Below are 14,156 nucleotides of genomic sequence, written 5' to 3'. Positions count from 1 at the left end.
ATTAACTCACGAGTTCCACCAAGTCGGCTTCCGTCTTACGCAGGCTCAGGTGGTAACCGCGAATCTCCACCTCCAAGGGATCACCAAAGGGGGCCGAGCCAATCATTTTGACGCTACAGCCAGGGGTCATCCCCATTTCCATCAGTCGCACGGCTGCCACGCTGGAGGCATCGATCGAGGCGATGACGGCCTCTTGGCCGACCGAGAGCTGCGACAACTTCGACATAATGCTTAGTCCGTACTGACCAGAATGTTCAAGATGTCCGACTGTCGAAAACAAAGCTTCGCCTGCCCTACACGCACGATGCAAGGACTGCCGCTCTGAAGCATCTCGACTTCCGTTCCCGTCTGAAGGCCCATCTCGGCCATACGTTTCACATCGTCTTGCCCACCAACGACTTGGGAGATCCGCACTACGGACCCAGGCTGAACCATGTTTAAGGGGATATCGGGAAGCATCTCTTGCCTGCTAATTGAGAGTAATTCTCATTAGAGAAATCTTAACTGAGCCGGGCCTCGGTGGCAAGGTGCCTGGTTACCACGTGATTTCGGGGAACTAAAGAAAACCAGATGGTTCATTCATTCGTCTCGCCTGGCATGGGACAATTCATGGTGAGAAGTACCGATCTCGGAGCGAAAACAGCATGAATACACGTGCTTTTATAGCGATGATTCTCTTGGGGCTGATGTCCATTGAGTTGCCGGGGCAACAGCCGTTTCGCTACACGAGCCGCGAAGAGGACGATCGACGGCGAGCCGAACAGAGAGATGCTGAGCGACAGCAGCGGCCAGTCCTGCCAGAAAAGCTGCTTCAGAAGCTCGATCAGATTCGCAAAAGTGGCGAGCTTTCCGGCTCTGGTGGTGGGAAAGATACAGCTTACTACCACTATCATATCCTTTTCTACGACGTATTGAGACCGAATGTCGAAGCACCTTTTGATACCCAAGGGCTGCAGCCGGGGATGACTCGGCAAGTGCTGAGTCTGTGTGGCTCAGGGGACGCCAAGCCACCTCAGCGATTTCCGTACGAGACGGTGCTGGTATTGAGTGAACTGCGTAAGAATCAAATGGCCAACGAACTGCCTGAGCTGGCCGAGGACGCATCGCAGCCGACCGCCGTGCGGTATGCCAGTATCTTTGCCCTCTACCGTGCCGGCGAGCCCTTTCGCACGGACACGTTGATCTCGATCTTAGAGAAGGAAACGAAGCTGGAAAATCGGATCATCGGTCTGATTGCCTTGATGCACGGGGGCGAAAAGAGTGTGCCGACGCTGCTCAAGAATCTGGAAGACGAGAATGTCGAGGTTGCAACCGCGGCGGCGTGCGGTTTGTACTATGCCATGCCTCCGGAGGCCGTGCCGCTATTGGACAAGGCATACCGGCGGCACGGGCACGGGAGCCCGCCACTGTTGATCTTGTCGGCCTTGCAGCGATACGAAAACGAACCATGCCGCGAAGTGCTCGCCGGATTGGTTCAAGATACCCTAGACGGCAAGTTACCGATCCAGAACATGTATCGAATCCTATCTGCGTTTGAAGGGGCCTGCGACCAGGACTGGCAGCGCGTCGCAGGCATCAAAGAGTTTGATCCGGTAATCGAGGCGGAAGCCTCGCTTCAGTGGTATGCCGAGCACCGCATGAAACGAGATCAACAGCGACAAACGCTCTCGGCCAGGCTCGCTAACGCCCGAAAACAGCTCGAAGTAGCCCAGCAGGTCGAAGCCTTACGGCACGAAGAATACAAGCGATTGTTGTTATTGCAGGGTGACGAGATCGTCACGGCCGAAATGTCGCAAGCCGCCCACGCCAAGTGGCAAACCGTGAAAGCGGAAGTGGCTCAGATGCTTCAAGAAGTGAATCAATACGAAGCCCAGCTTAAGGGGCTGGATGCCGGGGAGCGTTGAGTTCTTTGTTCATTGCGAGGCTTCCTAGAGTATTTTGCGAAACACATCTATACGGGCAATTCTTTTTGATGGCGGTATGGGATTGGTAATAATGAGAGCGAACTCGTTTTCGAAGAGCTGAAACGGACGACTTGAGGTGATTCCAACTAAATAGGGAACCTTCTTATTTCCAAACTTGCCGAAGATATCGAAGCTTGGTTTCGAAAGCATGAAGACGGTGAATTCTGCATTTTACCCGAGGAACACTCTTCTCTGAGGATGGGTGACTTCGCAAAGGCCATGACAACGGTTTATCTTACTAAACCACATCAAGCAGAACGTTGCATGCAAGTCGCGGCATGGCCAAAGCAGGTAGCGGTGATTGGCCGTTATGGACTTCCGATTTCTACCGATGTTGCATTCTTGCGAGAATCAAAACGCGAAGTCGTTTTTGTCGGCGATGCTGATCCAGTAGATTTATTAGTGTTTGCGTTGCTTCGTGAATATCTATCGATTCGCTGGCTGGGTGTCAGTGATGAGTTTTTACTCGCTCAAGGCAATCAGGCTTGGCCAAGGATTCAGACTCCCCTTGCGTCATCCGAAAAAGAGACCTGCAAGCGCTTGGCTCGTTTTTGTCCGGACTATCGCTCTCTGTTGGGGACTCAGTGTTCGGCTTTGCTTGACGCTGGAATGAAGATTGAGTTGGAAGGGGCGCTTCTGAATAAGTAAGCGAAAGCGTTCTTCAATTGCACAACTGTACCTGTTGTGAAGAGTCACGCTCGTTATCTTTCGAGGGAAACCTCAATTCGTGGCTTAGGTGTTGAAGCCTTGTTTTCGTCGGCTCGTAGGAAGCAGCCGAAAACACAATCGTGCCGAAAATACATGCACCCACTGAGCTACCAAACAGCGGAAGCGGCGAGAGTTTCTTGTCTCGCCGTGAATCCGAATGCATGTGGAGCAACGCCATCCAAGCGAACGGCACGGCCATCATGAAGACAATGTTCAGGACGAACAACGTGCCAAACACAATTGGCAGCACGATGTCTAACCCGATCGAAATGGAGTGTCGTGGCATACGGTTGACCAACGCAAGAGCGACAGTGAAACATGTGGGCGAAGTCAGTTCGATTTCACCATCTTCACCATCGCTTCCCCAAATGCGTTTCCGATGTTGAAGAACGTATCGGCTCGGCCGTAGTAGTGATAGCCGCCGTCGAATGACTCGCCATCCTTCACGATGTAAGGGCTCGTTTTGACGAAGGCGACGTTTCCTGTGAATTCAGGCAACTTGGAAACATCTTCCTGCATCTTGCGAAATGCAAAGTGCTTCTGGGCGTACCTCTTCTCGGGTTCGACCCCTTGCTGCCCCAGTTCGCCGATGACGAAGGGAAGCTTGGGAGCATCCAAGTCCTTGCGGACGTCACGAACGAGGTTTTCCAGGTTCTGGCCATACTCGTCCATCTTCTTCTGGTCGATGATGTCATTGAAGCCTTGAAAGAATACGAATCCGGACAACTCGTAACCTTCCTGCGGATCGTAGTCGGGAACCACCTGGTCGATGCCCGCCAGCGTCTCCTTCACGATGCGAATGGTATCGCGATACGCTTCTCCGTATGTCTCTTCTGGCAGCGGTTCGAGTTCTTTCGTTTCGCGATTTCGCTGGGTGTAATCTCCCTTGCCGGAACTCGGCGGACGAAAGCGGACCGCCAACGCTCGTCCCCCCCAGGCACACTTGATGATCAGCACCTTCTCATCGAACGCATTGCCCACCACGTGACCAAACTGAAGTTCCGGACCGAAGCGATTGGTCGGCGTGCCGTAGCCGAGGCCCAGTTTGCCTTGGCCGCGGTCGTCGTTGTACTTAATGAACACATCGTTACGTTCGATCCAGCCGTTGTCGTTACGCAGGTGCTGATACGCCTTGGCTGTGGCTGGGTCGGCGAGCAACTGCTCTAGATGCTTGATCGCCCCTTTTCCCTCCATGTTGGATTGGCCGCACAGGATAAAAACTTTCACTGGAGCCGCTTGAGATGCGGAAGCCGTGACGGACAATGCGATCGTGACGAACGCTGGCAGGACAACCGACGAAAAGACACGCATGGGAAACTCCGAGGTGTGAAGAGATAGCAGGGGTGGACTATCTATTCTCTCTGGACATTCGTACGGCTGCAAACCGTTGTCCAGATGTTTTGCGGATTCTAGATTTCGTCTGTCCTGACATTGAATTCCTTGAGTTCGTTCACACCGAAGGTCGTCGTCAAGGCAACGTCGGCAGCATCGCGGCCGCGTGCCATGAGGACACGCCCAATCCGAGGTGTATTGTTACGTGCGTCGAATGCGTACCATTGCCCACCCAGGTAGGCCTCGAACCAGGCACTGAAGTCCATCGGGTCAGCCGAGGGTGGGACGCCAATGTCACCGAGGTACCCGGTGCAGTAGCGGGCCGGAATGTTGCAATTCCGGCAGAAGGTTATGGCCAGATGCATAAAATCGCGGCAGACGCCCACACGTTCGCGATACACTCCCAGGGCTGTGCGATTGGCTCGAGCTTGCATGTAGTCGAACTGGATGTGCCCATGCACAAAATCACAAATGGCTTGGACGCGCGCCCAGCCGGGTGGAGTTTTTCCAAAAAGTTGCCAGGCGATGTCCTTAAGTTCGCTGTCAACTTCACAGTACCGACTGGCCAGTAAGTAGGTGAGCGTCTCGTGAGGAAGATCCTGGACTTCGGCCTGCCGGGCATGAGGGACCTGCAGATCGGGAAGTCCGCTATCGTCCACAACGGCCGTGTTGCGAAAGGTCACGCGACCAGCCGGAGCAACAATTCGCCCGCAACGATTTCCGTACATGTCGTAGTATTCGGAAACGGGTAAGGAAGGAGTCGTTTGTAACTGATCAGGTTGCCGAGTCGTCAGCTCTCGTGTGGGATGCAGGTAAAGCATTAACAACATGGGAGCTGGCTGCGGAGATTCAAAGGCAATTTCGTAGCCAACGCGAATAAGCATTTGCTTCCATTCTCATTTGTTGAGGTTCGCCTAGCCTGATCGTAACAGACTTACTAGCGGATTACCCGACAAATTCAAAACGAAGGGCCCGTTCCCAATTACTTTTGGGCCGAGATTTGTTTTGGCGCGCCGGATGGAAGAAGTTGCTGCCCGTCCTTCTCAAGTTTTTCCTTAAGAATCGGATAAGGAAGGTCTTGCAAAGCGATATCCTGATCAATTGCCAAGGCCGCGGCGGTTGCCGAACTTTGGCCGAGGATCATGAAGACCGGCTTCATGCGGATGCTGCCGAAAGCGATGTGCGAACTGGATAAGCAGCAGGGGACAAGGAGGTTGGTGGCTTCTCCTTGCTTGGGAATCAGTGAACGATAGCTGATGGCGTAGCTGCCGCCGGTGGCGACTTGCACGTCCCCTTCGTTCTGGACGGTTCCTTCGTTCGTGACAAGCCGCTAAGCGAAAGCCCACCCAAATGCGTACCCGGAGCTGACGATCACCACCGACTTGCCCATCTGCTTTGCTTGCACGGCAGTCGCTACGCCGGCGCTGATTCCGCCGTATAACACCGGGTCGTACTGCTGGGCCTCTTGAGCGAAGACTGGGGACTGAAGTGCCAGTAGAACGAAGAACAATGACGCAGGGATATAACGAGGTATCATTCGGGCGAGATCCAGGTCGGGAAATGGAGCAGAGAGCTTGGGAGAACGTTAGAGAAATTACTTCCAACTGAAGGTGGGATAGATCGTGTCAAATAGTGTGACGTATTCGTACAGGATTGTCACCATGTAGAATCCCATCAGCCAGAAACTATGACGTGTTGGAACGAGTTGAAAAACCTCAGCGCAAATCGAGCCGATTGTCACCGAAGCACTCATGGGAACCGCCGGAATAAACAGGATAAATCCAACGATTCCCGAAGCGCAGTAAGGCAACAGCATAAAGAGTGGTAGGACCGCGTATGGCAGCAACAACGAACACCACGCCAAGATTCGCAGGCCAGTCTGAAAACTGACTGGCTCCGCCATCGCATGCGGCGGAGCATAGGGGTTTGGTTCCTGTTGAAGCATAGGATGCCTCGCGGAATTTACTTCTTGTTCAGCCACAGGTAACGGACTTCAATCGCGCCGTCACCGGGGATCTTCAGTGCCGAAAGGGTCAGCGTGTCGCGTCCTTTAGGCAGCTTGAGCGTGCCGAGCGAAAACGGTTTAAAGTCTTTCACCGGCGATTCGGCACCTCGGTCGAAACGATCTCGCTCGGGGCCGTAGCTTTCCGGGTCGTGTGCCTCTTTGATCGTGGCCGAGGTCTTGTGACCGAGCAACTCGGCTTGGATCTCGACGCCCACGTTTTCCTGCGGACAGGTGTAATAGACGATTGCTTCGTACTCGCCTGGCTCGCCCACTTCCACGTCCCAGGTCACGGTGTCGTTGGTCGATTTCCAGTTGGTGAAGTAGGAACAGTTCGGAGCGTTGGCGCTTCGTTTGATGCTGCCGTGGCCGTTACCGTCACGAGCGGGCAATGGCGTGTTTTGCGTATAGCCCACCGTGAAGGGACGATCGTCCTGGGTTGGCAGCATCTCCGAGCGATACTGCTTGGCAACGTTTTTCAGCTGGGCCAAGACTTCGGGATGGTCTATGGCAACATTCTTGGTTTGCCCACGATCCTGGGTGATGTCGAACAGTTGGCCATCGTTATCAAGACGATAGGTCTGGTTGCGAACGCTGACTTGATTGTTACGCGAAGCGATCAAGTAGCGATCTTCCCATTCGATTTCGTCCTGCGTGAGCAGCGGCTTCAGACTTACGCCGTCAATTGGTTTGGGGAATTTTGCCTTGATGCCAGCGAAGTCGAGTAGCGTGGGCAGAAAATCGACGGCCCCGGCAATCGGTTCGATTCTTCGATCAGCCGGAATATGACCGGGCCAGCGGATGATGCAGGGAACGCGCGTTCCTCCTTCGTCCAGCGAGCCTTTGCGTCCTTTCATGCCGCCGTTCCAGCGAAAGCTATTCGGGCCGTTGTCGGCGAAGTAGATGACGATTGTGTTATCGGCCAGCCTAAGCTGATCCAGCTTCTTGAGGATACGGCCCACGTTCCAGTCGATGTTTTCGCACATGGCCAGCGCGGCTCGCGTCATGCCGAGCTGTTCTTTCTTGGGATCCCGGTTCTTCATCTCCGGATCCATGTTGGCAAACTTGTCGTAGTACTGGTCCGGCACCTGCATCGGCGAATGAGGCGTGCAGTACGGCACGTAGCAGAAGAAGGGGTTGTCCTGGTTGTCTTCGATGAACTTCATGGCCCGGTTGGTGAAGTCGTCGGTGACGTAACCCTCGCCGCGAACCAATTGGTTGTTATGATCGAGTTCCGGACTGAAATAGTGCCCCCAGTGCCCCGAGCAGAAACCGTAATACTCATCAAAGCCGCGGGCATTGGGGTGGTAAGGAAACTGCATCCCGTTATGCCACTTACCAAAGGCTCCCGTCACGTAGCCTGCATCTTTGAAATATTGTGCGATCGTCTTTTCGTCGACGTTCAAACGTTCCTGTCCGGTCGAAACGCCGCGTACGCCGGTTCGCGCGTAAAAGCGACCCGTGAGCATTTCCGCGCGTGTCGGCGCGCACAGGTGGCAGACGTAGAAGTTCTCGAATAGGGCTCCCTCTTTGGCTAATTGATCGATGTTCGGCGTGGCGAGGTTCTTGTTGCCGTGGACGCTCAAATCGCCCCAGCCTTGATCGTCGGTGAGGATCATCACGACGTTGGGCATGGAAGCATCGGCGGCATGGACAATCGTCGGCAAAAACAGGCCGAAAGCGAGCAGAAGCAGGGGGAAAACTCGTGGCATGATGAAACCTTCCGTCGAGGAGGGGCATAAGTTGGTGGGCTTCAAGTGTGCGCTATTGTCCTCGCCCTGAAGCCGCTGGTCAAATTAGTACCTGGGGGATTCCCCTGCTCGTGACTCTATTTTTTCAGATTTCTTCATGCTACGTCCACTCGTTTGCACTGTTTTGCTTTTGAACTTCGCGAACCTCGCAATCGCCCAACGGCCAGTGCAACTGATCGATGCTCAGCAGAAGCTGGGGGGCTGGACGTTCGACAACGGGAAGGAGTTCCCCGGAGCGGTCGGGCACCTCGAACTGAAACAGGAACAGCAGCCGACGCTCGTGCTGCATGGCGATTTCTCCAGCGGCGGAATGTACGTCCAGGCAGCTAAACGTTTGCCGGATGTGCCGATCGATACCGTATCGTTTGAAGTGAACGTTCCGCGTGGCGTCGAGAAGTTGACGACGCGCCTGATCGACGGCAGCGGGCAGTGCCATCAGTTGAACATTCGCCTGGGGGACAAAGGAGGCTGGCAGCAATTTACTTTTCCGGTCGCGCGCTACTTTGCTTCCCTCGAAGCAGGGGCACCCATGGACATCGTGACCGGCTACGAGAAGTGGAGCGGTGCCAATGATGGCCGGTGGCACCAGCCAGGGAAATTGCTAGTCTTCCTGGCTGGCCGCGAAGCTTTGAACGAAGGAAGCATCTCTATTCGCAATGTCATGCTTGTGCCTACTCCGCCGAAGGTCGAACTTGCCAAGTCGATTCGGCTGGATGATCTGGGCGAGGAGGGGACCGGCACGTGGCAATACAACAACGGGAATGAGTTCCCCGGTGCGAAGGGAAGCCTCGCTGCGATCGAAGGACCGACCGATGGGCAGTCTTCACTGCGACTGAGTGCCAATTTCAGCGGTGGGGGACGGTACGTTGGTGCGCGCAACCGTCTTGCCGCACTCGACGTCAAACAAACCAACGCGATCCGCCTTCAAGTGCGTTCCAGCGAGGTGAAGGAGTTTTCCCTGCGGCTGGTCGATAGCAGCGATCAAACTCACCAGCGACACGGGCTGACGATGGTCGCCGATGGCCAGTGGCAGGCGATGACGATTGACCCTGTGAAGATTGCCGGTGGAGAGCACTGGGGAGGCGCCAACGATAGCAAGTGGCATGGCGCCGTCAAGCTGATCGAGGTGATGCTCAACGCTCGGTCGTCCGATTCGCCATCGATGAATCTGGACCTGGGGGACATCCGCATGGAAGCGATTGTCGAAGGACAGCGTTCCAGTCACGTGTGGAAAGAAGCCTTCGAAGGGGACGTATCCAATTGGCAGAGCGAAGGTGATGCCAGCATGCACTCGCAACTGACGCTTAGGCGGACACTCGGGAAGCTTCAGCAGCCGACGCTGGCAACCAGTCCGCTTTTTCCTGTCCAAGAGGGAACATGGGAGTTCGCCTATCGCTGGCAGTCGAAACTGCATTCTCCGGATAACTCGTATCATGGTGCGGTCGCCATTAAAACGTTTGATGCGAGCGGGAAACTGCTGGCGACCTTTCCGCTGGCGATCGGCTCCGGTGAGAGTGACTGGGTAAGCGTCAGCAAACGGATTCGACTTCCGGCCCAGGCAACGTCCGCCCAGTGGTACGTGCGGCTCAACAAGACGTATGGCGAATTCTCAATTGACGACCTCTCGGCGGCCCGACTTGTCGTACAGCCTGCTCAGCCGAGCGTCGAGAGTATCCGCATTGCTTCCCAGGCCATAGGAAACCTCTTTTACCCCGGTGATGCGATCGAGTTTCAGGTAACCGTACCTACCTCGAAGACATTGGAGCAGCACGACCGCCAGTTGCGTCTGGAAGTCCGCGACTATCGAGGCGACGTGGTCGTCGGGCCGAGCGATGTGTCGCTTTCCGCCGCCCAAGGGAAGCGTCAGCGGGAATACCAGGCCAGCATCTCACTCGATGCAAATACATTGAACGTTGGGCAGTTCTACGAACTGCACGTATCGGTCCCACAAGGGGAAGGGGACCCGATCACGGAGTTTTCCGGGTTTGCAGTTCTGCCGGAAGCGGTGAGCAAGCAGTATCGCCCCGAGCAGATTCCATTCACTATTCGAAACTGGGACAGTCGAATCGGGGATTACTTCTATTTGGCCGATCGATTGGGATTGCGGATGATGGGCGTCTGGGGTGGTTGGTCGAACAAGCCCCCATACAAGCCGCATCTGCCTGGGATGGAAGTGGTACAAAAGCTGGATGCCAAATGGGTAACCGGCACGCCTTGTTCCCAGGTCGAAGATGAGGGTTTTAAGAACGTCACGGAAGAGTCGCTTCGACAGGAGATGACGAATTTTCTGGCAGCATACGCCGACCAGGGACTCGCCATGATCGCGCTGGGCAACGAACCGCATGGCAAGGGGCAGGTCGTGCTTGACAATGTGAAAGCGTACAAGGCGGTCTATGAAACGGTGAAAGCCTATGATCCCGAGATCCACGTCATCGGAACTTCGGTCGAACCGAACGAAGAGTACTTTCAGGCAGGCTATCAGGATTACCTCGATTCGTATGACTTTCATATCTACGAGCACTACACCAACGTCCGCCGCACGATGACCGAGTATCGCCAACTGATGCGAAAGTACGACGCGGTGAAGCCAATTCACTCGACCGAACTGGGTCTTAACAGCCAAGGGCAGGCTCGTCTGGCGGTCGCGATCGAACTGATCAAGAAGTGTACGGTCTTCTTCGCCGAAGGAGGCGAGACGGTCAGTTGGTTTACGATCATGTACCCCGACAAGGACGGCAATGCTCGAGGCCAGTTCGGCGATGCGCACTGCGTCTTTGACTGTAAGTTCAATAACTACAACCCGCGGCTGGACGCGGTGGCTTATTATCACATAATCAACAGCCTGGCCGTGAAGAAGTTCACGGAAGAGAAGCAACACCCCGATGGGACGCAGGAGTATTTGTTCGTCGACGATCAGGGAGCTTGCTTGAAAGTCGTGTGGAACGACGAACGCAAAAAAGTTGTCGACCTTGGCGTCGCGGCGGACGCCAAGGTCGACGTGATTCGCATCGATGGGTTGAGGAAACACATCGATGCGAATCGGGCATTGGTTCCTATCGAGGTCTCGAATGAACCGGTGTTGGTCTTGTATCGTCAGCCGACCGGCGCGACGAAGTGAGTGCTTCTACGAATCGACGGGGAGTGGGAACGGATTGGTTGACGCGGCTATCCCATCAAGTACAGGTCGAACCGCGTGCGAATGAGGAAATCCAAACAAACGTGTCCTCGGATTCTTCGCCAAAGTCGGGCCACCCGAGGTACCCCCATGACCACGACGTCAGGATCCCATTTCTGGGCGTAAGGAATGAGGACTTTCCGAAGTGAACCGGCAAGACGACCGACTTCGAGATCGGTATGCCTGGCCTCGCAATAGTCGCGCATCGATGGGAGGAGCTTCGACTTGGAATCGGCTGCCGTACCAACGCCGAGAAGGCGGCAATAGGCATTCTTGATCGGCTTTTGTGTCAGGAAGGTGCGAATCACGCGGGCGGACGATTCGCTGCCATCGTAAACTAGTAAAACTCGGTTAGGGTTCGTATTCGCTCCCCGCGAAATGTAAACCGGCTGGCGGCTTTGAATGACAACATCGAGCAGTTCGAATGCACTCAATTCGCCAGGCAGTTGCCGAGCATGCTCGGACGAACGAGTGATCAGTAGATCGTAGTACTGAGCTTCGCGGACCAGGCTTTGAATCGGATCCCCTTCGATTCCCAGCGTGTCGAAATCAAGTTGGTAACGCTGACCGACGTGCAGCATTTGCTGGTGCGAAATCATCTGTCTTCGCTCGGCATGAGCGATTCGGCGCGACTCGGAAACGGCGTGGGCCGCGGAAACCAAGTGTCCAGCGTATTGCAGTCCACTAGTATCTAGGATCGAAAGGCCGCGCAGTCTCGCGGAAGTGCGCTGCGAGATTCTCGCTCCGAGTTCAATAGCCTGGTCGACTCCAAAGGAACCGTTTAAGTGAAGTAGCACTCGCTTTAACACGGAGTAGCCTCTCTCAGGTCGGCCCAAAAAACGGTCAATCACAAATACGGCCAGCAAGTGCCGGCAACCGGAGGGTGGCAGCCGGTCTATGGATTTATACGGAAGATTGGGCCAAGAAAACGACTATTTTCTTTCATGGATTTGCATTCAAAATTTCTATGGTGGCGTCTCTCTTGGGTAGGCATTTAAAATTTCTATGCCAGCAAGCCAGGGGACGAAAACTGTCCCCTTTTCTTGATCAATTGGCGAGTCAGTCGCGTACAAATAGGTGCTGATAGCTAGAATGAGCAAGCACCCCTAAGAGCTACAGCTGCATAGAACTCCCGAAGATGCCCCCTCCCTACGCGGCACTCGCGGGAACATGGGACATATGAACTGATGATCGAGCGTCTCCAGGATCTCAATTTCCTGCACTTGTTCTATTTTTGGGTCGCCGTGCGTCAGGGAAGCATCACAGCGGCCTGCGATCACTTGCATCTTTCGCAGCCAACCGTGAGTTCCCAGATTAAAAAGCTCGAGAAGTCCTTGAATCACGAACTGCTTGATCGAAGCGGCCGGGAGCTTCGGTTGACCGATGTGGGCTCGACCGTCTTCGAGTATGCCGACGAGATCTTCTCGGCCGGTCGGGAGATGCTAGGCAGCCTGCGTGGGATGCCATCGCAGCGGTCGTTGCGGCTGAGTGTGGGTGTTCCGATGTACGTACCCAAGCTGATCACCTACCGGTTGTTAGAAGTCGTTCTCAGGTTTCCCGAGCCCGTTCAGATCGATTACCACGAAGCCCCCATGGAACAGTTGGTCGACGATCTTTCCCGCCATCGGCACGACTTGATCATCTCCGATCGTTCGATTTCGACCGATGGTCACAAGCGCTGTTTCAATCATCCGCTGGGAGACTGCGCGATCGCATTTTGTGCCGTCAAGTCGATGGCCGAGCAGTTGCGGACCGACTTTCCCCGGTCGCTACAGCGTGCTCCCTTGTTACTGCCTTCTCCCCATACCGAATTGCGGCGCAACCTCGATCGGTGGTTTGATGAGAACGATATCTGTCCGAAGATCGTGGCTCAATTCGATGATAGCGCGATGCTGAAAGAATTCGGCAGCGGCGGGGCAGGCGTATTCCCCACGCCTGCGGCGGTTTTGGATCAGGTCCGTCGGCAATACAACGTCGAACTTGTGGGAACTCTGGAAGAGGTGCGAAGCCACTTTTTCGCCATCACCGCTCAGCGGAAGCTGCTGCATCCCGTCGTCATGGCCATCTCGGAAGAAGCACCGAAGATCCTCTTTGATATTCGGAACCGCACGAATCTCAAGCACGAGCACGATGCAAGCGGCGATCGCTCCGAGGCCTCAAACACGTAGTAAATTAACAATTCTCGCTGCTTCATTTCTGTTAGACTTCATAACCTGAGGCGATTTCTGCACCCTTACTCACGTTCGTTCTCCGTGGAAAAGTCGTATGAGCCAGTCTGATCCCAGCCAGGACCAAGAGCGTTTACGCGAGGAAATTCTCGACTCACTCGACGAAGAGTTCGAGGCCGAACTGGAAGACGCGATGATGGATCGCGTCGTCTCGCGTGATGAAAAGAGCGAATTAGGACGTTTGCCGCGGCGGGTCTACTTTCGGGAACTGCTTCGCCTGCAACGCGAGTTGATCAAGCTGCAAAACTGGGTGGTCGAGAACAATGCCAAGGTGGCCGTCCTGTTTGAAGGGCGAGACGCAGCCGGCAAAGGGGGCGCGATCAAACGCATCACGCAGCGGCTGAATCCGCGTGTGTGCCGCGTGGTGGCATTATCGGCTCCGAGCGAGCGCGAGAAGACGCAGTGGTATTTCCAGCGCTACGTGCAGCACCTGCCTGCCGGTGGCGAGATCGTGTTGTTCGATCGCAGCTGGTACAACCGGGCCGGCGTCGAACGCGTGATGGGCTTCTGTAATCAGCAGCAACTGGAAGAGTTCTTCCGCACGGTCCCTGAGTTCGAACGCATGCTGGTCCAGTCGGGCATGTACCTGATCAAGTATTGGTTCTCGATCAGCGATCAGGAACAACAGTTCCGCTTCCAATGTCGCATCGACGATCCCCTCAAACAGTGGAAGCTCAGCCCCATGGACCTGGAGTCACGCCGCCGCTGGGAGCAATACACCGTCGCCAAGGAAGAGATGTTTGCCCGCACGAACTTCTCAGAAGCCCCTTGGTGGGTCGTCGAAGCAGATGACAAAAAGCGAGCCCGGCTCAACTGCATTCACCACTTCCTGCAGCAGCTACCCTACACCGAAGTCCCGCAGGAGCGAATCTCGCTACCGCCCCGCGAGCACGAAGAAGGGTACAAGCGGCAACCCCTGCCGGAAGATGTGATTGTGCCTTCGGTGTATTGATCGATCCCAGGAGAACAGCCAGGCTTCACCCGCCGTTGTTTGGA

12 protein-coding genes and 1 pseudogene are annotated in these 14,156 nt (G+C 55.1%); 5 read left to right on the top strand and 8 right to left on the bottom strand.

The window, feature by feature from the left end; genetic code table 11:
- Position 1 precedes the first annotated feature (1 nt).
- Both Pan97_RS18170 and Pan97_RS18165 read right to left on the bottom strand, forming a co-directional pair.
- A complete protein-coding gene (locus tag Pan97_RS18170; RefSeq protein ID WP_144975013.1) occupies positions 2 to 226 on the bottom strand; it encodes a FeoA family protein in 225 nt (74 codons plus the stop codon).
- A gap of 5 nt (positions 227 to 231) precedes the next feature.
- On the bottom strand, positions 232 to 459 hold the full coding sequence (locus Pan97_RS18165) for a FeoA family protein (protein ID WP_144975011.1): 228 nt from the start codon (positions 457 to 459) through the stop codon (positions 232 to 234).
- Positions 460 to 644: 185 nt separating this feature from the next.
- Between Pan97_RS18165 and Pan97_RS18160 the strand changes: the two genes are divergently transcribed.
- Positions 645 to 1,904, top strand: a complete 1,260-nt coding sequence (locus Pan97_RS18160) for a hypothetical protein (protein WP_144975009.1) — start codon at positions 645 to 647, stop codon at positions 1,902 to 1,904.
- Between the two features lie 324 nt (positions 1,905 to 2,228).
- On the top strand, positions 2,229 to 2,612 hold the full coding sequence (locus Pan97_RS18155) for a hypothetical protein (RefSeq protein ID WP_144975007.1): 384 nt from the start codon (positions 2,229 to 2,231) through the stop codon (positions 2,610 to 2,612).
- 390 nt (positions 2,613 to 3,002) lie between these two features.
- Here Pan97_RS18155 and Pan97_RS18150 read toward each other — a convergent pair whose 3' ends face one another.
- The 5 genes and pseudogenes from Pan97_RS18150 to Pan97_RS18130 all read right to left on the bottom strand — a co-directional run bounded on the left by Pan97_RS18150 (position 3,003) and on the right by Pan97_RS18130 (position 7,718).
- Entirely contained in the window at positions 3,003 to 3,983 is a 981-nt protein-coding gene (locus tag Pan97_RS18150) for a sialate O-acetylesterase (RefSeq protein WP_144975005.1), read from the bottom strand.
- Between the two features lie 98 nt (positions 3,984 to 4,081).
- On the bottom strand, positions 4,082 to 4,888 hold the full coding sequence (locus Pan97_RS18145; RefSeq protein ID WP_144975003.1) for a transglutaminase-like domain-containing protein: 807 nt from the start codon (positions 4,886 to 4,888) through the stop codon (positions 4,082 to 4,084).
- 98 nt (positions 4,889 to 4,986) lie between these two features.
- Positions 4,987 to 5,301 (bottom strand): annotated as a pseudogene (locus tag Pan97_RS18140) (FAD-dependent oxidoreductase); the annotation flags it as partial.
- 33 nt (positions 5,302 to 5,334) lie between these two features.
- Complete coding sequence (locus Pan97_RS18135) at positions 5,335 to 5,541, bottom strand: hypothetical protein (RefSeq protein WP_144974999.1); 207 nt, start codon at positions 5,539 to 5,541, stop codon at positions 5,335 to 5,337.
- A 425-nt stretch (positions 5,542 to 5,966) separates the two neighbouring features.
- Positions 5,967 to 7,718 (bottom strand): arylsulfatase, encoded by a 1,752-nt coding sequence (locus Pan97_RS18130; protein ID WP_144974997.1) that lies wholly within the window; start codon positions 7,716 to 7,718, stop codon positions 5,967 to 5,969.
- Between the two features lie 136 nt (positions 7,719 to 7,854).
- Between Pan97_RS18130 and Pan97_RS18125 the strand changes: the two genes are divergently transcribed.
- Positions 7,855 to 10,875, top strand: coding sequence for a hypothetical protein (locus Pan97_RS18125; RefSeq protein WP_144974995.1), 3,021 nt, complete (start codon positions 7,855 to 7,857; stop codon positions 10,873 to 10,875).
- Positions 10,876 to 10,922: 47 nt separating this feature from the next.
- On the opposite strand, the gene Pan97_RS18120 is transcribed toward Pan97_RS18125, so the two are convergent.
- Positions 10,923 to 11,741, bottom strand: coding sequence for a universal stress protein (locus Pan97_RS18120; protein ID WP_144974993.1), 819 nt, complete (start codon positions 11,739 to 11,741; stop codon positions 10,923 to 10,925).
- A 378-nt stretch (positions 11,742 to 12,119) separates the two neighbouring features.
- On the opposite strand from Pan97_RS18120, the gene Pan97_RS18115 reads away from it, so the two are divergent.
- Entirely contained in the window at positions 12,120 to 13,100 is a 981-nt protein-coding gene (locus Pan97_RS18115) for a LysR family transcriptional regulator (RefSeq protein WP_144974991.1), read from the top strand.
- A 97-nt stretch (positions 13,101 to 13,197) separates the two neighbouring features.
- Positions 13,198 to 14,112, top strand: coding sequence for a polyphosphate kinase 2 (gene ppk2 / locus Pan97_RS18110; protein ID WP_144974989.1), 915 nt, complete (start codon positions 13,198 to 13,200; stop codon positions 14,110 to 14,112).
- Positions 14,113 to 14,156: the final 44 nt, after the last annotated feature.

The sequence above is a fragment of the Bremerella volcania genome (assembly GCF_007748115.1).
Taxonomy (GTDB): domain Bacteria; phylum Planctomycetota; class Planctomycetia; order Pirellulales; family Pirellulaceae; genus Bremerella; species Bremerella volcania.
The sequence above is the reverse complement of the archived record's forward strand: the minus strand, read 5'-3'. Positions and strand labels throughout refer to the sequence as shown.